Origin of the sequence: Gordonia liuliyuniae (assembly GCF_021739025.1) — a bacterium.
GTDB classification, from domain to species: Bacteria; Actinomycetota; Actinomycetes; order Mycobacteriales; family Mycobacteriaceae; genus Gordonia; species Gordonia liuliyuniae.
Genome location: NZ_JAKKOT010000003.1, coordinates 641426 through 660270, shown reverse-complemented (window position 1 = coordinate 660270; position 18845 = coordinate 641426). Strand labels below are relative to the sequence as shown.

Genomic DNA, 18845 nt, shown 5'->3' with positions numbered 1-18845 from the left:
GCCGCTCCAGACGCCCCGCACGAGGCCCGCCGTCGAGCCGCCGAGAAGCACCGCACCGATCACGCACGCGACCCGGTGTCCGAACCTCTTCACGAGATGTTCGGAGACGGGTGTGCCCAGCAGCCATTCCCAACCGACGTGCGCGAGCATCGTGCCGCCCCACACGGGCCCGAGGACAAATCCGCTCATGCCGACGACGATCATCACCGTCATCGCACGCATGCGGAGCGCAGTGTCGCCCGAAACGGTCGGCGATCGACCCGGCGGTCAGTAGCAGTCCGCCGAAGGTCAGCGAGTACGCGCCCGTCATCCACTGCAGGGCAGTCGTGCCGCTGCCGAGGTCGCGGCCGATGGTCGGCAGCGCGATCGTCAGCAGCGTGTTGTCGACCATCTCCACGACGAAGGCCAGACACAGCGCGAACATCGGAATCCACGCGGCACGCAGGGAGGTATACGTGCGGGTCGAGCACATCCTCGGCGAGGTCGTCGACCAGACCGACGGGTTCGCCGACACCGACGATCCGATCGCCGATCTGCGCGCCGTCGCGATCGCCTTGTTCGCGGCCGTCGTCGAACGGCCGTGGTTAGGTCGATACCTGATGCGCGACAATGGAACTCAGCCGAACGGTGTGCGCATGTACGAGGAACTTGGTCGGCACGTGATGCGGTTGGGCCTCAGCCCGCGCGACACCTTCCACGGGGTGTCCGCGGTGCTCGGATTCGTCATCGGCACCGCGACCGACCTGGGCCAGCAGGTGCCGGCAGAGGTGCGCGACGGAACCGTCTCCGGCGAGGAGCTGATCGCGCGCGCCGCCGACCAGTTCCGCGCGGGTCTGGACCTCGTACTTGCCGGGCTCCGCCTGCAGGCCGACGCGTGAAATGACTTCGGCACTTTCTTTCGGCGTGACGCCGAAAGAAAGTGCCGAAGTTCTGTCAGAGGATCAGTTCTCGCTGTAGTCGTAGAACCCGCGGCCGCTCTTGCGGCCGAGGCGGCCCGCGTCGACCATGCGGCGCAGGAGCGCGGGCGGCGCGAAATGCGGCTCGGCGAACTCGGCGTACAGCGACTCGGCGGCAGCGAGACAGATGTCGAGACCGACTGTGTCGCAGAGGGTCAGCGGGCCCATCGGGTAGCCGCAGCCGCCCTTCATCGCGGCGTCGATGTCTTCGGCGGTCGCGTACCCCGAGTCGTACATGCGAATGGCCTGGCAGAGGTACGGGATGAGGAGAGCGTTGACGATGAAACCCGACCGGTCGCCCGCCTGGACCGTGGTCTTGCCGAGCACGTCGCCCGCGTAGGCGGTGACGGCGGCAGCGGTTTCGTCCGAGGTCAGCAGGGTCGAGATGATCTCGACGAGCGGCATCACCGGGACCGGGTTGAAGAAGTGGACGCCGACCACACGCTCGGGCCGCTTGGTCTCGGCAGCGATCTTGATGACCGGGATCGACGACGTGTTGGTCGCGAGAACGGTCTCGGGCTTCACGACCTCGTCGAGCTTGGCGAAGATGTCGTGCTTGATGGACTCGACCTCGGGGGCGGCCTCGATGACCAGTTCGCGGTCGGCGAACTCGGCGACGTCGAGCGTGACCCGGACGCGCGCGATGGCGGCGTCGGCGTCCTCCTGCGAGATCTTGCCCTTGGTCACACCTCGGCTGATGGACTTGGTGATCCGTGCGTTCGCCGCATCGGCGAACTCCTGCTTGGTCTCCAGGACGAGCACGTCGCTCCCGGCCTTGGCACACACTTCTGCGATACCGGCACCCATGGTGCCGCCACCGATCACGCCGATGAGGTTCACTCTCACTCCAAATCAACACGGGCCACCGCCAACGGGCGGCCGAATTTCGGTTGTCGCCTCATAGGTTAGTTGCTGCGTCGGTGGACTAGCGCCGCCGGTGCGCGATAGTGACGGCCGTCGCGAGGATCAACGACCTGTCGACGTGAGCTATCAGCTCAGGGGGTAGTCGTAGCGGGAGGTCGGCACGACATCTATGTTCTTCTCTGCTCCGATCCGACTGACGCTCGCGAGCATCGCGGTGATGCGACGGTTCAACTCGTCTCGGTCGCCGCCGCTGCCGTAAAAGGCGTGGACGTCGGAGATCGCCTCCATCGGAAAGAGTTCTTCGACGATCGCGACGACACCGGTCGGGTCGTCGGTCAGCGGCTCGGCGACGATGTTCTGGTAGTAGCCGAACGTCGCCTGCGTGTCGATCGCGACCGGGGTGTGGTCGTCGAGCCAGCGGCGTCGCCATTCGTCGTACGCCAGGTCGTCGGGGCGGCGGAGGAAGGCGACATTGGCGAGCGCGTCGACCCGCTCCCCGACGGGCAGGTCAGGGTCGAGAGGGGCGCGCAGCGCGGTCCGCCACGCCTGCACGGTTCCGGCGACGCCGCCGAGCGCCGCGAGCACATCGGCACTGTCGCCGCCGGTGACGGCGACGACCGCCTCGATCGGCTGTTCGAAGTGGTTCATCGCGAGTCCGCCACGAGCGTCGTCGTCGCAGACGTTCACCTGCAGTCGGGTCGCACCGAGTGCGGCCAGGGCCGCGTGGAGGCGTTCATCGCGCAGGGCGTCGGCGTCGACGTCCCAGAGCGCCGCGATCAGTCGCATCGGAAGTCCGGTCATGCTCGTCATCGTAGGCCGCGGCGCGTCAGCCGTGGAGTTTCGCGCCGATGTCGGCGGTGGTCGTCACTTCGCCGAGCTTGGGGAAGATCGTGGCGACCGAGAAGTCGTGCGCGGCCGGAAGTGAATCGGTCATCGCGTCTTCGACGAGGACCACGTGATAGCCGAGCTCGTAGGCGCTGCGGGCGGTCGACTCGACGCCGATCGACGTCGAGATGCCGGTCATGACGATCTGGGTGACGCCGAGTTCGCGGAGTCGTGCGTCGAGATCGGTGTTCGTGAACGCACCCCAGGCGCGTTTGGTGATTCTGATGTCTGCGGCGTCGGATCCGAGCGCTGCGTCGATCACGATGTCTGCCGCAGCGAACTCTGCGGTGCTCGTGCCCGCATCCGTGCGGCCCGGTGGACGGGTCGCGACGTTCACCAGCACCACCGGCCGGCCCGCGGCACGGAAGTCGGCGGCGAGCGCCGCCGCGTTCGTCACGATCGGGCGCGCGGCGTCGCCGAGCATGCCGACGATGTTGCGTTGAAGGTCGATGACGACCAGTGCGGAGTTCTCATCGATCTGGGTAAGCGGCATCAGGGCTCCTGTCGTTCGCGGTTGTCGTTGTTCGCGGTTGTCGTCATTCGGCAAGCCGGGCCAGCAGCGGCAACGCTGCGTCGACCGTCTCGCGTTCGGCGTCGGTGAGTCGTTCGGCGACGGCTTGGGTGAGCCACTCCTCGCGGGTGCGGCGCGTTCCGTCGACGAATGCGCGGCCGGCGGCCGACAGCGAGAGGAGTTGCCGGCGACCGTCGTTCGGGTCGGGAGCGCGGTCGACGAAGCCCCGGCTGACGAGGACGGCGACGGTCGCGGCCATCGACTGCGGGCGGACCCGCTCGGCCGCGGCGAGGTCGCTCGACGACGCGTCGGCGCCTACGAGGCGACTGAGCACGGAGGTCTGCGACGGCGTGAGCTCGTCGAACTGGGAGACTTCGCGGAATCGTCGTCGGAGGCGGCTGAACACGACTCTGATCTCGCCAGCCGTAGTCCTCGCGTGGTCCCGGTTCGCCATAATCTTCAGTCTAGGCTGAACGATTGCCAGCATCGTGTTCAACGACCTCTTCTACCCCGACACGAGTGCGTTCGTCGGCACGATGCTCGCGTTCGCGACGTTCGCGGTCGGGTTCGTGATGCGTCCGGTCGGCGGCATGGTCTTCGGCCACATCGGCGACCGGATCGGACGGAAACGCACGCTCGCTCTGACGATGGTGACGATGGCTGTTCGGCTTCATCCCGCAGGTGGGTCTCGCTGATCCTGACCGCGCTCCTCGGCGCCGCGCACGGCTCCCCGTGGCTCGCGTGCGGGTACCTGGTCGCCACGTCGGCGATCAGTGTCGTCGCGTCGGCGTTGGTCCGACGCGCCGACACGTATCTGCGTTGATCAACTCAATGCGACGAGTTCGTGCAGGGTGCTGCCCGCGACGGACTCGACGGAGCCGTCGGCCTGCGTCACGTCGAGGGTGAAGTCCGACTGGAATCGGAAGTAGCCGGGTTTGCCGACCAGCCGGTCGGCGATCGGACGCATCATCTTGGCGCCGATGACCGGGATCTCCTCGATCAGCGAATGCGACTGCAACACCTGCTGGACGCGCATCTCGAGTCGGAACCTGCCGGGAGCGGCCAACGTGAACGTCTCCGGGTAGTCCTGCCGCGCGACGTCGTCGTAGACCGACGGCCCGACGGTGAACTCGACTTCGCCGGTCGACAGGAGGACTTCGTCACCCTTGGCGAGCATCACCGGCATGATCTGCAGGTTGTTGTATTTCTCGTTGCAGGCGACGACGGCGTAGAGCAGCGAGTACTCGTCGGTGTAGAGCCTGCCCCAATGCCAGCGTTCGATGACACGCGGCATGTTGCCGACGCCCCAGTTGTGGTCGGCGTATCCGCGGCCGGTCACCTCCCAACTGTCGTCGCCGATCACGACGGTGCCGCGCACCGCGGCGCGGGGTGCGCCGACGCACCATCCGAAGATGCCGCCGTCACCGAACTGTGTCTCGCCGCGCCCAGGCATCCACGGCAGGATCTCGTTGCGGAACTCCAGGTCGAGCCGGACGCCGTCCTCGTCGAAGGTCACGAAGTAGGTCGGTATGCCGTTCTCGTCGAACTCGACGCGAGCCGAATTCGGTCCGATCCGCACGTCCACTTCCTCGGTGGAGAAGCGCGTTGCGCGTTCGGGGTATCGCTGCGCGATCTGCAGCCTGCTGCCGTCCGGCTTGTAGACGATGATCTCGACCCAGGGTCGCGACATCGGCGGATCTTCCGGACGGCGCTTCACCAGGAAGCCGACGACCGTGTAGCCGTTGTCCAAGTGCGCGTCGAAGTACCAGTGCTCGAATGCTGTCCGCTCTGTACGGGCGTGCAGGGCGTTGTGTTCGGGTCGGACGGTGGTGATGGTCCCGTCGCCACGGCCGGGGCCGTTCCATGCCTCGACGGCGTCGATGGTCTTCATGAGATCTCGTTTCTGTGCATTTCGCTTCGTTCTACCGTCGGCGCCGTCCGGCCCCGACTCAGATCACTCCGGTGGCGGCGAGCTCGGCGAGCCGGTGCTCGTCGATCCCGAGCAGGTCGGTGTACACCTCGGTGTTGTGTTGGCCGACGCGTGCGGGCCCGGACGACCGGATGGAGCCGGGTGTGGCGGAGAGCTTCGGCACCACCCCGGGCCCGAGGACTGCGCGGCCGAGCCGCTCGTCCGGATGTGGCACGAGCATGTCGCGCGCCTGGAACTGTTCGTCGGCGACGACGTCGGCGACCGTGTTGACCGGCCCGGCGACCACACCTGCGTCGGCCATCAGCTCGATGACCGTCGCACCGTCACGCTCGGCGACCCACGCGCCGATGATCTCGTCGAGCAGATCCTCGTGCTTGCCGCGGGCCACGTGGTCTCGGGTGCGTTCGTCGTCGATCAGGTCGTCGCGGCCGATCACCGTGCACAGTCGCCGAAAGACGGTGTCCTGGTTGGCGGCGATAATCACCCACCGTTCATCCCTGGTCAGGTACAGGTTGGACGGCGCGATGCCGGTGAGCCTGGTGCCGGACGGTTCACGGACGATACCGCCGAGATCGTAGTCCGGGATCGTCGATTCGAGCATCGCCAGGCAGGCCTCGGTGAGCGCCACGTCGACCACCTGGCCGCGCCCGGTGAGGTGGCGGGTGTGCAGGGCGGCGAGCACGCCCTGCACCGCGAACATTCCGGCGAGCGAGTCACCGATGGACAGCGACATCCGCGGCGCGGGTCCGCCAGGGAAGCCGTTGATGTAGCGGAGTCCGCTCACTCCTTCGGCCACCGACGCGTAGCCGGCTTTGAACGCGGCCGGGCCGGTCTGCCCGTAGCCGGAGACCCGAGCCACGATGACGCCCGGATTCCGTTCGGCCAGCACGTCGTAGCCGAGCTGCCACTTCTCCAGGGTGCCCGGCCGGAAGTTCTCGACGATGATGTCGCTGCGTTCGACGAGATCGAGGAAGATCTCGCGTCCCTCGGCGGAGCGCAGGTCCAGGCTGATGGCCCGCTTGTTGCGGGCCTGCACGGTCCAGAAGGCCCGCTCCCCGTCCTGTTCGGCCTGGCCCCAGGTGCGTAACGGATCGGCTCTGCCCGGCGCCTCGATCTTGATGACGTCGGCTCCGAGGTCGCCGAGCAACCTTCCTGCGAACGGGCCTGCGATCAGGGTGCCCAACTCCAAGACCCGCAGGTCAGCGAGCGCTCCGGTGTTCTCAGAAGGCCCTGGGTGTTCAGAAAGCCCTGTGTTCTCAGAAGGCCCTGTGTTTTCAGAAAGCCCTGCGTGTTCAGAAGGCAAGGTGGACGGTCTTCTCTTCGGTGTTGGCATGGATACCAGACTGCCCCAGTTCGCGACCGTAGCCGCTGGCTTCGCGGCCGCCCCACGGCAGGCCCGGCTCGGGGACGCCCCAGCCGTTGACCCACACCATGCCGACCCGCAGTCGTGGGATCACGGCGTGCGCGGTGGACAGGCTGCTGGTGTGAATCATGGCGTTGAGGCCATATTTGGTGTCGTTGGCGATCTGCACCGCTTCGTCGGTGGTGGAGAACGGGATGACGGTGGCGACGGGCCCGAAGATCTCTTCGCGGGCGATCGTCAGGTCGTTGTGTCCGCGGAACACGGTCGGCTCGACGAAGTAGCCTGCACGGTCCACGACGTTGCCGCCGGTGATGAGTTCGGCGTTCTCACTCTTGCCCGCGTCGATGTACCGCTCGATGGTGTCGAGTTGTTTGCGGTTGACGATGGTGCCCATGGTGCTCGACGCGTCGCGCGGGTCGCCGATGACGGCGGCTTCGGCGGCTGCGACCAGGCCTGCGATCACTTCGTCGACGCGCGACTCGTGGACGAGCACGCGGGTTCCCGCCGCACAGACCTGCCCCTGGTGGTAGAAGTTGCCCATCGCGATCCACGGCATCGACTCGTCGAGGTTCGCGTCGGCGAACACGAGTTGCGGTGACTTGCCGCCGAGTTCGAGGGTCATCTTGCGGAACTTGTCACCCGCGCGGGGTTGGATGGTGCGGCCGACGCGGGCGCTGCCGGTGAAGCTGATCTTGTCGATGCCCTCGTGGCCGGCGAGCGCCGCACCGGCTTTCTCGCCGAGACCGGTCACCACGTTGAGTACGCCTTCGGGCACTCCGGCTTCGACGAGGAGTTCGGCGAGACGGATGGTCGAGAGCGAGGCGTCCTCGGCTGGTTTGATGACCGCGGTGTTGCCTGCGGCCAGCGCCGGAGCCAGCTTCCAGCCCGCGATCACGGCGGGGTTGTTCCACGGCGTGATGGCGCCGACGACGCCGAGCGGCTGGCGCAGGGTGTACCCGAAACGCTGCTGCGGACCGTAGCTGGGGAGTACGGAGGTCTGCCCGACGATCTTGTCGGCCCAGCCCGCAAAGTGCCGGAAGGTGCCCGCCGTGGCCGGGATGTCGCCGTTGACACTGTCGACGAACAGCTTGCCCATCTCGACCGATTCGAGGGCGGCGAGGTTCTCTGCGTCGGCTTCGATCAGATCGGCGGCACGCGAGAGGATCCGTCCGCGCTCGGCTCCGGGCAGGTCGGACCAGATGCCGGACTCGAACGTCTCGCGAGCGGCGGCGACCGCGTCGTCGACGTCGGCCGCGGTGCCCGCGGGAAGTTCGGCGACAACGCTCTCGTCGGCCGGGTTGGACGAGACGTAGGTCGCCCCGCCGGTCGCGGCGCGACGGGTGCTCCCGATGCGCAGACTGACGTCCGGAATCGTCGGTTCGTAGCGAGTCGCGGTGGCCTCGGTCATCGGTGTCTCCTTCTGGAGTGTTGGTGGGTGAGCGAAATCTGGGTCGGTCAACGACGCAGTGCGGCGACGGCCGGGAACCGGGCAACGACCCACAGGAGGCCGGGCAGCGCGTTGGGCATGTCGTGTTTGGCGTAGGTCCGCGGGAACATGAACAGCCTCGCGTAGGTCGCGTAGATCGCTGCGTTGTAGCGTTCCCGCAGGCTGTCGGCGATGGTTTCGGGATACCAGCTGTTGCGCACGCCGACGATGTGGCCCATGTACCGCTGGAAGTGGATGAGGGCGTAGATCTCCTTGCGGGTGGTCGGCGACGCGTCGGCGCACCGATACGTGCATGACGCGCACCAGCATCGCGGTGGCGCGCCCCCTGCTGCCAGGTGTGAGCAGGCCACCGGGTTCGGAGACGTCGATCCAGAAGCGCGACGTCTCCAGGGTCTCGCCGCCCGCGACGCGGTGGGTGTCGGCCGCTTCACCGCGTGCTGATCGTCGAGTGAACTCGCGTCCTGTACGGTCATGTCGATACCGCCGTACTCGATCCTTGGCGATTCGATCCTTGGCGATTCGTTGACACCGAGACGACCCGCCACGATGAGGCCCCATGACGCGTAGCCATGACACACCCGAGAACACTGATGACCGGCTCCGCCCGACGAACCAGAAGAGGCGTGATCGCGGCGGAGAGCAGAGCTTTCGCGGCGGTCGCCGCCGTCATGGGACCACCCGGTACCGCAGCATCATGTCGTGATCCTCGTGGTCGAGAATGTGGCAGTGCCAGACGTATCCCTGCAGGTCTTTGGTGACCATGCCGTGCGCGGGGGTGGCGCCCGCGTGGCGGCCGTGCATCGAGGACGGCGACGGTGTCACCGCGTGCCCGTGCGACGGACGGGTCCAGTTCTGGGTCGGATCTGACGAGAAGATCGCGTCAGGATCGAAGTCGAGTTCGTCGGCTGTCGGGAACCGCACGATGATCGAGGTGACGTGTCCGCCGGGAGCGAGCACAGTGTCCTTCCATCCGGCCTCCCACGCCGAGGGAGAGCGCATCGGTCCGGCGTAGAAGCCGCTCGGATCGGGAGCCCACCTGGTGCCGATCGGCGGCTGTGGATGGGCGGCCTGGTAGTCGACGGTGCGCAGCGGTCGGCGGCCCAGGATCCGGAACATCACCAGGTGCAGATGGATCGGGTGCGGGTCGGGCGTGATGTTGACGATGTCCCAACGCTCGGTGGTCCCCTGCCTCGGCTTCTCGATCTGCGGATCCGCGTAACGCAGATTGTTCAGCGACATGATCGCGGGCGGCACCCGCAGCTCGTAGGGCTGGGACACCGAGACTCGTCGGACCTTCTGCGGCTTGGCGATCGGCGGAAGGCGATCGGGTTGACGCGCTGCGCCGCGCAGGCGGCTCGGCACCCCGCGTCGATCGCCTCGACCCGCGCCCGCGATGAATCGACAGAAGCGCGGCATGGCGACCTCGCCGAGGACCGCGGCCTGGAAAGGCGGAGCCATGTCGTTGCACAGGTCGACGGTCTCCCCCGGCGCGAGGGCGCTGAAGTCGACCAGCAGGTCGAAGCGTTCGGCGGGAGCCGCCTTGATCGACCGAGTCCGGACCGGCGCGTTGAGCAGGCCGCCCTCGTTTCCGATCACCCAGAAGGGCATTCGGTTGGAGAAGAACAGATTCCACACCGAGTACGACGCCGCGTTGATGAGCCGGAATCGGTACAGACCTCGGTCCACGGTCGTCTTCGGCCACACCTTGCCGTTGACGAGACCGCGGTCGCCGACCGCGCCGCCCTCCCACAGCCCCTCCGGAACGACGGGGGTCGACCGCAGCGACTGGTGGCCGTCGTCGCGGAAGATCTTCTCCTGCAAGATCAGCGGAACCTCGTGCTCGCCTGCCGGCAGGCCGAGTGGATTCGTCGACGTTCCGGTGTCATAGTCGTCGCGCAGAAAGTACATGCCGGCCAGGCCCGCGTACACGTTGGCGCGGGTGATCGCCATCGCGTGGTCGTGGTACCAGAGGTGGCCGGCCTCCTGCCGGTTCGGAAACTTGAACAGCGACGTTCCGTGGTGCGGCAGCATCAATCGTTCCGGGTTGCCGTCGAACTCGGGCGGGGTCGCACCGCCGTGCAGATGCATGGAGGTGACCGGGGTGTCCCGGTACTTGGCGGTGACGCCGTGCAGCGAGGTGTCCAGGTCTGCGGCGAAGATGTGCTTGCCGAGTTCGCTGCGGTACTCGATGGTCGTCTGCTCACCGACGTGCGCCTCGATGGTCGGTCCGAGGTACGACTCGTCGTTGTAGGCCATCGTCGGCACCTTCGGCTGATGCCGATGGAAGCGGCTGCTGGTGGTGCGGGCGACGATCTCGATCGGCTCCGACGGGGACGACGTGATGGTGCTCGGCACGGAGAGGTCGTCCACGTACTTCGCCATCGGCGGCGAATGGAAGATCGTAGGCCACTTGATGTCCGACACCGGATCAGCGCTTGCGGCACCGCCGCCGAGCCGACTCGACAGCACGCCCGAGGCGGCCGCTGCCGCAGCCCCCAGCAGAAATTCACGACGGTTGACCCTTGCGCCCACTCGGTTCCCTCACTCGGCTGCTATTGAGACGAACAGCACAGTACCATACGGTATGGTTTGTTAACTATGACTCGTCGCCCTCCTCTCTCCCCCGCGTCACCGCTGGTCACAGCGGCCGTTGCGGCCCTCACTGCTGTCGCGACCCTCGCTGCACTAGCTGTCACACCGACGCAGGCGCAGGCGGCTCCGGCCGTCAGGTGTCCGCAGCAGTACGTGTACCTGCACGACATGGCAGGCACCGCCGCCGAGATGGCCGACTTCGCCGACACCGTCGGCGCCCCGGAGCAGTGTTCGTTCGTCGCCGACTACGGCCGCACCCGACTCACTGACGCCGTGGTCGACGCGGGCGGAGCGCCGGTGGCCGGATTCGCCGCGATCGACGACAGTGCGACGCAGGTCGCCGGCCTCATGCGCGCAGAGCAGCGCACCGAGGCCGAGGGTTGGACGGTGGTTGCGCACGGTGCCGGCGCACTCGTCGCACAGCGCGTCGTGCAGACCCAGACCGTCCCGAAGCCGATCACCGGGATCGTCGCGATCGGGCCGATGTGGCGCGGCACCAACGTCGGATTCCTCGGCGACACCGAGGACATCAGCAGACGTCTCGGCACCTATGACGCGGTCCTGCGCTTGGAGAAGCCACTCATCGACCCGTGGTGCGAAGGCTGTCGAGAGTTGGTCCGCGGTTCGGATCTGCTGGTTTCCTTACGGCGAGCAGGCCTTCCATCTCACGGGGTCCGATACACTAACGTCATCTCGCCCATCGACGGTCTGGTGAGTGATCCGTTGTCGGCAGCTCTGCCGGGCATGGACAATCGGATCCTCGACCCGGCGCGCACCCGGCACGTGACACACCACTTCGCGCTGTTGTCGGAGCCCTCGGTGGCGAACGTCGTCCGCCACGCCGTAGGAGGGTCCACCGACCGATGAGGAAGTCGCGCCGCTCACCTCGCCTCACCGCCACCGACTGGGTCGACGCCGCACTCGCACTGATCACGTCCGAGGGGGTGCGCGGAGTCAAGATCAGCCAGCTGTGCGAGGAGCTCGGCGTCACCAAGGGCAGCTTCTACTGGCACTTCAAAGATCTCGACGCACTGTGGGAGGCGATGGCGGTGCGGTGGCAGGAGATCAACCGGCTGAGGATTGCCGAACTCCACGAGCTCACCGAGATGCCTGCCGATGCCCGGCTCATCGCACTGTCGACGATGTTGATCAGCGACAGCCATCTGACCGTGGAGACCGCCATCCGCGACTGGGCTCGCAGCAACGACAAGGTCGCCGAGACGGTGCGGAGCATCGACGGCGAAGTCTTCGACGTCGTCGACCGCACACTGCGCGAGCTGGCGATGAGCCCGAGCCAGGCACGTCTGCTGGCCGGGCTGCTCGTCTACGCGGGCATCGGCTACATCCACGGCCACGAGGGACTGCCGACACCGACGCCAGACGAACTGCAGCACGCGATCTCCGCGCTGCTGTCCGCCGCCGTCGCACCACCCATCGGGAACTGACCTAATGTTCCCCGCTCAGCGCCACCATCGGGCCAGGGAACGATGTCGAGGCTGAGCGGGGAACAGTAGGTCACGCTCGGATCCCGCGACCTCTCTGTCCGGTCCGCTCGGCCTACCGGATCGAAATGAGTAGGTCGCGTAGCGTCGACGGGGAGACGATCTTCTCTACCCTGGAGGATTCTGGACGATGGAGACGACGATGATGCCCGCAGCGTTCCTCGGGCACGGCAACCCGATGAACGCGCTGGAACGCAACCGCTACACCGAGTCGTGGAAGGCGTTCGGGGCAGCGGTGCCCACCCCGCGCGCGATCCTGGTGATCTCGGCGCACTGGTACACGAACGCGACCGCCGTCACCGCGATGCAACTGCCCCGGACGATCCACGACTTCTACGGTTTCCCCCAAGAGCTCTTCGACGTGGAGTATCCGTCGCCCGGCGCACCGGAGATCGCCGAATTGGTGGCCGACGTCGCGAAGCCGACCTGGGTCGGGCTGGACGTGGACAGCTGGGGCATCGATCACGGCACCTGGTCGGTGCTGCGGCATGCTTTCCCGGATGCCTCGATTCCGGTGGTTCAGTTGTCGCTCAACGCGTTCAAGGATTTCGACCACCACATGGACATCGGCCGCAAACTGGCTCCGCTGCGCGAGGAAGGCGTGCTCATCATCGGCAGCGGCAACATCGTGCACAACCTCCGCGCGATCGACTTCTCGCAACCCGACGCGGGCTTCGACTGGGCGCACCGATTCGACGACGCGGCCGGAGAGCTGTTGCAGGACACACCGAGCGAGGTCCTCACCCTCGATTCCCACGCGGACTTCTCGGCCGCGGTGCCCACCCCCGATCACTTCCTGCCGATGCTCTACATCGCGGGACTCGCCGACGATCAGCCGCTGCAGCCGCTGATCAAGGGTTATGCAGCGGGCTCGTTGTCGATGACCGCCTACACCTTGGGACTCGATCAGGACCTGCGGGCCGCCGAGGGCGTCCCCGGGGCCGCCGAACTGCCTGAGGGGTTCCCGACCCTCGACTCGAATCTGTAGACCGCGCACGACACGCGACACTAGGTCGCGGACCGTTTCAGTCGTTCGATGATGTCGTCGCGGCTGGCGACCACGGTCACCCGCCCGCCCTCACCGGGGTCGGGATCGGGCAGCACTCGGTCTGGGTCGACGAGATAGACGTCGTGCCCGTCGAGAGTCAGTCGACGGACGGCTTCCAGAAGCATCCGGCGGGCGACGTCTCCAACCGTGGTGACACGCACCAAGCTGATCGCCACTGTCTTCTGTGTGAGCGGCTCGTCCTCGAGTTCACGGAGTACACGTTCTGCGCCGGCGAAACGGATGCTGCCCTGTAGGGACACGACCTGTATCGCGTGCTTGCCGGCACCGAGCAGTCGGCGTCCGCGCACCACGGACGGGCCGGACGGAGGAACTTCCATCAGATGCATTCCCATATCCGATGTGAAACGGCGAAACAGATCCACACCGCGCACGCTGTTGCCGTGCTGGTCCAGTCGCGGCGAGAACGTCGCGATCCCCGCCTGACCGGGCAACGCACCGATCAGTCCGCCCGCGACACCACTCTTGGCCGGGATGCCGACGCGTGTCATCCAGTCCCCGGCGCCGTCGTACATGCCGCAGGTGGCCATCACGCTGAGTACCTGGCGGACGACGGGCGCGGGCACGACCGGTGCACCGGTGACCGGGTTGACGCCGCGGTTCGCAAGTGTGGCAGCCATCATCGCCAGATCCTTGACCGTCACTAGAAGCGAGCACTGGCGGGTGTAGCCCACCACCGCCTCCAGCGGCTCGCCGCCGATGATCTCGTTGGCGCGCAACATGTTCGCCAAGGCTCGGTTGCGGTAGGCGGTGGTGATCTCGGACTCGAAGACTCCGTTGTCGACCGTCAGTTGTCGTCCAGCGAAAGCGCTGAGACCGTGGATGATCCGGGACGTCCGCTCCGTCGGGGTCGCGCCGCGCGGACCGGCGAGGGTATGCGCGGCGATCGCTCCCGCGTTGATCATCGGGTTCAACGGTCGGCCGGTACCGGGCTCGAACGAGATCTCGTTGAACGCGTCGCCGCTCGGTTCGACGCTCACTTTCTCCAGGACTTCGTCGAAGCCACGGTCGGCCAGCGCCAGCGCGTAGACGAACGGCTTCGAGATCGACTGGATGCTGAACGCCTGATCGCAGTCGCCTTGTGAGTAGAGGCGTCCGTCGTGGGTGCACATCGCGACGGCGAGCCGATCGGGGTCGGCTGACGCGAGTTCGGGAATGTAGTCGGCGGTCTGCCCGGACTGATCGGCCTCGACGGACAGCAGCGCTTCGGCGAGGTAATCGGGAATCGGCGATCGCACCTCCACAACCTACCCCGGCGTCATGCGGTCGCGAGGTCCATCGTCGGATGCACCCTCAGCACCGTCGGCGATGTTTATGCAGCGGCGCACCGGGTACCTCACTGTCATGACCGACACCGCATCGGTATCGGCGTCGGAGTGTCCGGGGCGGGACTGCTGGTCGTTCTGTTCGGTCTCGGCGCACTGACCGCGGCGGCGGTGCTGGGTCTGGCCACCGCCGTGGCGGGCTGGTTGGCCGCCCTGATCATCGGCGCCGTGCTCGTCGTGGTCGGCGCGGCGACTGCAGGGGTGGGCGCCATGCGCGCCCGCTCAGCGACACCACCGGTACCGGAGAACACCGCCGACAGCATTCGCTCGGATGTCACCACCGTGAAGGAGCACCTATGAGCACCGACCCGAACAACGACCCGATTCTGGGATCCACCGACGACGTCGATCCCGATCTGGCCACCACCTCCCCTATCGAACCGGTCGACGACACCCCGGCGCCGCCGCAACCCGCAGCACAGCAGCGTGCCGAACTTGCCGACACTGTCGACGCGCTGCACGATCGCCTCGATGTCCGGCGGCGAGCGATCGACGAAGCATCCGTCCGAACGGACCAGGTGAAACAGCAGGCCGTCGAGCATAAGAACACACTCCTCGGCGTGGCCGGTGGCGTCGGCGCTGTCGCCGTCCTCGTGATCGTCGCCCGCCGTCGGCGGAGCGACCGACAAGGCAGGGAGCGCTGAATGAGAGCCGGTGCCCGCGGGTTCGAGAAGCTCACCCATTCCGACCCGTCGCCGACACGGAACTCGCCGAAGTAGCGGCTCGATACCTGCCGCGTCCACGACAGCGGACGACCGCGGCAGTCATTACGGACAAAAGGTCACACCGACGAGCGGCGACACTTTACGATCGGCGACAGCGGAAAACGTCTCCTCGATCGAGGACCCTCCCCGCCCGATCGGCAGGCGGGGCCGCCATGGACCGAGAGGGATGCGCCAGTGCGAACCGTACGTGAAGCGACGTTCGACCTCCTACGCGAGTTGGGCTTGACCACTGTCTTCGGCAATCCCGGATCGACCGAAGAGACTTTCCTGCAGAACTTTCCGGGCGACTTCCAGTATGTCCTCGGGCTGCACGAGGCCAGCGTCGTCGCCGCCGCGGACGGCTACGCCCAGATCACCCGCGGACCGGCACTGGTCAACGTGCACACTGCGGCGGGGATCAGCAACGCGATGGGCACCTTGATCTCCTCCGCCCAGAACAAGACGCCGCTGATCGTCACCGCGGGCCAGCAGACGCGGGAGATGCTGCTACTCGAACCGTGGCTGGTCAACCCGCAGCCGGAGGTACTGGCGCAGCCGTGGGTGAAGTGGTCGTACCAGCCGCAGCGGCCGCAGGACGTACCCGCCGCGTTCATGCGGGCGTACGCGGTGGCGCTGCAGCCGCCCGCCGGGCCGGTGTTCCTGTCGCTGCCCCTCGACGATTGGGATGCACCCGCCACCGTGCCCACGGCTGTCCGCAGCGTCGGTCGTCGCGTCGGTCCTGACCCCGAGCGTCTCGCCGAGTTCGCTGCCGCGATAGCCGACGCGGCCCACCCGGTGTTGATCTTCGGTTCCGACATCGCCCGCGCCGACGCGTGGGGACCGGCCGTGGCACTGGCCGAGCGGCTCGGCGCACCGGTCTGGGCTGCTCCGTCGTCCGAGCGTCCGCCGTTCCCCGAGGACCATCCGCTCTACGCGGGCGGCCTCCCTTTCGCGCAGGGCCTGCTCTCGCAACGTTTGACCGGGCACGACCTCATCGTGGTCGTCGGCGCACCCGTGTTCCGCTACTACCCGTGGATCCCCGGCGAATACATTCCTGCGGGATCCCGACTGCTGCACATCACCGACGATCCGGCGGAGGCCGGCCGCGCGCCGGTCGGCGACAGCCTGGTCGCCGACGCCGGACTCGCTCTCGAGGCGCTGACCGCGACGGTCCCGGCCCGCACAACCCAGGCCACCGTGATCACCCAGGCCCACCGTCTGGCCCCACACCCGCCCGCCGAGGCCGAGATCACCGATCCGACCGACGACGGCCCCCTCACTCCGCGCCAGCTCTTCCGAGTCCTGCGCGCCGCGGCGCCCGCGGACACGGTGATCGTGCAGGAGTCGCCCTCGAACCTCGCCGATTTGCACGCTGAATGGGAGATCACCCGGCCGGACTCGTATTTCGCGATGGCGAGCGGCGCTCTCGGCTGGGATCTGCCTGCGGCCGTCGGTATCGCACTGGCCGAGCGGGACCTCGGCCGGAACCGTCCCGTGCTGGCCGTGATCGGCGACGGCTCGCTGCAGTTCTCCTCGCAGGCACTCTACACTGCCGCGCAACACCGGCTCCCGCTGGTGGTCGTCGTCCCAAACAACCGCGAGTACGGGATCCTCAAGGCTTTCGCGGTGCTGGAAAAGAGTCCCGACGTCCCCGGCCTCGACCTGCCTGGGCTCAAACCCGCACTGCTGGCCCAGAGTTACGGCGCGGCAGGAGTGGTGGCCGAGACCGCCGCACAGGTGCGCGCCGCGCTCGCTGAGGCCTGGGAACGCAAGGGGCCGACGGTCATCGAGGTGCCGACGGACCCCACCGTGCCGAACCTCGTCTGAGTCGGCACGGTGGGCACGGCGCGCTGATCGCCAGGTACGACGTGTCAGGGTGTGGCGATGATCTTGTACTCCGTCAGCAACTTGCCGACCTCGTTGTTCTGGAACTTGTCATACAGCTTCTCGCGTAGGAAGTGTGGGCCGGGCAGTTCGGTCTCCTCCCCGTCTCGCAGGCGTGCGGTGGCGTTCAGCAGCTCGCGGACGTCGTAGGTTGAGCCGTACACCTCGGGAACGCCGCGCTCGATGTCGAGCAGCGTGTACACCGCTTCCATCGGGGTGCGCACCGAGTACTCGGTGGTGAAAATACAGTCGCGCGTTGCACTTTCGGCGAACTGGCCGATGAAGGCGAAGTTCGACGCCCCCTCGGGCACCACCGCGGGCCGGTCACCTGCCCGGCGCGGCATGAAGAACGCCGTGACATACGGCATCATGCAGGGCACCGATTTGGCGCCGGTGGCCGCGAGCTCGTCGATCTGATCCTCCGGCACCCCCACGTGGTACAGCCATTCGCGAGTGATCTCCTCACCGGTGCAGGCGGAGATCGACTTCTTCACGTAGTCGCCCTCCACGTCGGAGAACAGCGCGTAGACCCAGACGACGATCTGGTCGGCGGGCTGCTGCTTGAAATGCGGCTGGCGATTCACCGTCCAGCTCATCAGCCAGCTCGAATCCTTGGCGGTCACGATGCCGCCGGTCACCACCTTGCCGCTGAACGGGTCGCGCTTACATATCTTCTGAATGTATTCCGGAATCCGCTTGTCCAGCGTGGTCACCGTGCACGACTCCCACTTGGTCGCGTCGATGTCGCCTGCGAAGACATCGGGCCGCCCGAACGCGGGGTCCTTGGCGGCGATGGTCCGCCACAGGTCCCAGGCGGGCGCGGGCCCGGTGTTGAGCGTGGCCGGGGTGTGGTGATCGCCCTCGTCGGAGTTCTCGGTGAGCGAGCCGATCGTCATGAACGCCAGGTCGTTCGGGCCCAGTTCGGTGGTGCCGTCCTCGCCGTTGTGCGTCCAGTGGATCCGGGTGGCCTGTTTGCGCGTCTGGTCGATGTCGAAGTCGACGTCGGTGACGGTAGTCGAGAACTGGAAGTGGACGCCCTGATCGAGCAGCCAGCGGTAGAGCGGCAGGACTAGCGACTCGTACTGATTGTATTTGGTGAACTTCAGCGCAGACAGGTCCGGCAGCCCCTTGATGTGATGAATGAAGCGATGCAGGTACAGCTTGAACTCGAGTGCGCTGTGCCAGTTCTCGAAGGCGAACATGGTTCGCCAGTACAGCCAGAAGTTGCTGCCCAGAAACTCTGCGCTCATCACCTCGTCGATGCGCTTGTTCTCCATCTCCTCGCGGGTGGCGAGGAACAGCTTCGTCAGCTCCTTCTGTGCTTTGTCGCTGAGCCCGAACTTGAAGTCCGTGTGCGCATCCTGCCCTTGATCCATCGTGACGCGCTGCAGTGAAGAGTTCGGATCGTCGTTGTTGAGCCAGAAGAACTCGTCGAGGACACTCGCCCCGTCGATCTCGATCGACGGGATCGAGCGGTACAGATCCCAGAGGCACTCGAAGTGGTTCTCCATCTCACGGCCGCCGCGGATGACGAAACCCTTCTTAGGCTCTTTGATGCCGTCGAGCGCGCCACCGGGAAGATCGAGTTCTTCGAAGACGGAGATCTTGTCGCCTGCCATCTGGCCGTCGCGGATCAGGAACGCCGCCCCAGCCATCGAGGCGAGTCCTGCCCCGACGAACCAGGCGGTCTTCTCGTCGACACCCGCCGGCTTCCTCGGCCGGGCGAAGGCTTCATAGTTTCCCGCGCTGTAGTGCATCGATCCTCCTGGTCGGTACGAGGACAGCGGGAGTGTCGTCTACGGCTGCACGCACCCCG

General features: G+C 66.8%; 16 protein-coding genes and 4 pseudogenes. 8 read left to right on the top strand and 12 right to left on the bottom strand.

Annotated elements, in window-relative coordinates; all coding sequences use genetic code 11:
- Positions 1–69: 69 nt before the first annotated feature.
- Positions 70–472: pseudogene (locus tag L5G28_RS08055) on the bottom strand (MFS transporter); the annotation flags it as partial.
- Here L5G28_RS08055 and L5G28_RS08050 point away from each other — a divergent pair.
- Positions 378–878 (top strand): TetR/AcrR family transcriptional regulator C-terminal domain-containing protein, encoded by a 501-nt coding sequence (locus L5G28_RS08050; RefSeq protein ID WP_372477197.1) that lies wholly within the window; start codon positions 378–380, stop codon positions 876–878. The pseudogene L5G28_RS08055 and the gene L5G28_RS08050 overlap by 95 nt on opposite strands.
- A gap of 63 nt (positions 879–941) precedes the next feature.
- Here L5G28_RS08050 and L5G28_RS08045 read toward each other — a convergent pair whose 3' ends face one another.
- The 4 genes from L5G28_RS08045 to L5G28_RS08030 form a co-directional block, all read right to left on the bottom strand.
- Positions 942–1796, bottom strand: coding sequence for a 3-hydroxybutyryl-CoA dehydrogenase (locus L5G28_RS08045; RefSeq protein WP_237001062.1), 855 nt, complete (start codon positions 1794–1796; stop codon positions 942–944).
- 150 nt (positions 1797–1946) lie between these two features.
- The gene (locus L5G28_RS08040; protein WP_237001061.1) at positions 1947–2621 is read right to left on the bottom strand and encodes a hypothetical protein; all 675 of its coding nucleotides are present in this window, start codon (positions 2619–2621) and stop codon (positions 1947–1949) included.
- Positions 2622–2646: 25 nt separating this feature from the next.
- Positions 2647–3198 carry an isochorismatase family protein gene (locus L5G28_RS08035; RefSeq protein WP_237001060.1) on the bottom strand — a complete coding sequence of 184 codons (552 nt, stop codon included), beginning with the start codon at positions 3196–3198 and terminating at the stop codon, positions 2647–2649.
- 43 nt (positions 3199–3241) lie between these two features.
- On the bottom strand, positions 3242–3670 hold the full coding sequence (locus L5G28_RS08030) for a MarR family winged helix-turn-helix transcriptional regulator (RefSeq protein WP_237001059.1): 429 nt from the start codon (positions 3668–3670) through the stop codon (positions 3242–3244).
- Between the two features lie 19 nt (positions 3671–3689).
- Between L5G28_RS08030 and L5G28_RS19495 the strand changes: the two are divergent.
- Positions 3690–3881 (top strand): annotated as a pseudogene (locus tag L5G28_RS19495) (MFS transporter); the annotation flags it as partial.
- Positions 3882–4039: 158 nt separating this feature from the next.
- Here the strand turns inward: L5G28_RS19495 and L5G28_RS08020 are convergent.
- The 5 genes and pseudogenes from L5G28_RS08020 to L5G28_RS08000 form a co-directional block, all read right to left on the bottom strand.
- Positions 4040–5107 carry a lipocalin-like domain-containing protein gene (locus L5G28_RS08020; RefSeq protein ID WP_237001058.1) on the bottom strand — a complete coding sequence of 356 codons (1068 nt, stop codon included), beginning with the start codon at positions 5105–5107 and terminating at the stop codon, positions 4040–4042.
- 58 nt (positions 5108–5165) lie between these two features.
- Positions 5166–6449: a CaiB/BaiF CoA transferase family protein gene (locus L5G28_RS08015; RefSeq protein ID WP_372477196.1), complete on the bottom strand. Its 1284-nt coding sequence runs from the start codon at positions 6447–6449 to the stop codon at positions 5166–5168.
- Positions 6439–7917: an aldehyde dehydrogenase family protein gene (locus L5G28_RS08010; protein ID WP_237001057.1), complete on the bottom strand. Its 1479-nt coding sequence runs from the start codon at positions 7915–7917 to the stop codon at positions 6439–6441. The genes L5G28_RS08015 and L5G28_RS08010 overlap by 11 nt, the downstream gene beginning before the upstream one ends.
- A 65-nt stretch (positions 7918–7982) precedes the next feature.
- Positions 7983–8346, bottom strand: a pseudogene (locus tag L5G28_RS08005) (oxygenase MpaB family protein); the annotation flags it as partial.
- 276 nt (positions 8347–8622) lie between these two features.
- The gene (locus L5G28_RS08000) at positions 8623–10488 is read right to left on the bottom strand and encodes a multicopper oxidase family protein (RefSeq protein ID WP_237001056.1); all 1866 of its coding nucleotides are present in this window, start codon (positions 10486–10488) and stop codon (positions 8623–8625) included.
- 66 nt (positions 10489–10554) lie between these two features.
- Between L5G28_RS08000 and L5G28_RS07995 the strand changes: the two genes are divergently transcribed.
- The 3 genes from L5G28_RS07995 (at position 10555) to ygiD (ending at position 13038) form a co-directional block, all read left to right on the top strand.
- Entirely contained in the window at positions 10555–11415 is an 861-nt protein-coding gene (locus L5G28_RS07995; protein WP_237001055.1) for a hypothetical protein, read from the top strand.
- Complete coding sequence (locus L5G28_RS07990; protein ID WP_237001054.1) at positions 11412–11993, top strand: TetR/AcrR family transcriptional regulator; 582 nt, start codon at positions 11412–11414, stop codon at positions 11991–11993. Before L5G28_RS07995 ends, L5G28_RS07990 begins: the two co-directional genes overlap by 4 nt.
- 187 nt (positions 11994–12180) lie before the next feature.
- A complete protein-coding gene (ygiD, locus tag L5G28_RS07985) occupies positions 12181–13038 on the top strand; it encodes a 4,5-DOPA-extradiol-dioxygenase (RefSeq protein ID WP_265743875.1) in 858 nt (285 codons plus the stop codon).
- A 20-nt stretch (positions 13039–13058) separates the two neighbouring features.
- Here the strand turns inward: ygiD and L5G28_RS07980 are convergent, their stop codons facing one another.
- The gene (locus L5G28_RS07980) at positions 13059–14354 is read right to left on the bottom strand and encodes a glutaminase (RefSeq protein WP_237001053.1); all 1296 of its coding nucleotides are present in this window, start codon (positions 14352–14354) and stop codon (positions 13059–13061) included.
- Positions 14355–14471: 117 nt separating this feature from the next.
- Here L5G28_RS07980 and L5G28_RS07975 point away from each other — a divergent pair.
- The 3 genes and pseudogenes from L5G28_RS07975 to mdlC form a co-directional block, all read left to right on the top strand.
- Positions 14472–14741, top strand: a pseudogene (locus tag L5G28_RS07975) (phage holin family protein); the annotation flags it as partial.
- The gene (locus L5G28_RS07970; protein WP_237001052.1) at positions 14738–15085 is read left to right on the top strand and encodes a deoxyuridine 5'-triphosphate nucleotidohydrolase; all 348 of its coding nucleotides are present in this window, start codon (positions 14738–14740) and stop codon (positions 15083–15085) included. The pseudogene L5G28_RS07975 and the gene L5G28_RS07970, both read left to right, overlap by 4 nt.
- Positions 15086–15340: 255 nt before the next feature.
- On the top strand, positions 15341–16972 hold the full coding sequence (gene mdlC / locus L5G28_RS07965) for a benzoylformate decarboxylase (RefSeq protein ID WP_237001051.1): 1632 nt from the start codon (positions 15341–15343) through the stop codon (positions 16970–16972).
- Positions 16973–17016: 44 nt separating this feature from the next.
- Here the strand turns inward: mdlC and L5G28_RS07960 are convergent, their stop codons facing one another.
- Complete coding sequence (locus L5G28_RS07960) at positions 17017–18786, bottom strand: oleate hydratase (protein WP_237001050.1); 1770 nt, start codon at positions 18784–18786, stop codon at positions 17017–17019.
- Positions 18787–18845: the final 59 nt, after the last annotated feature.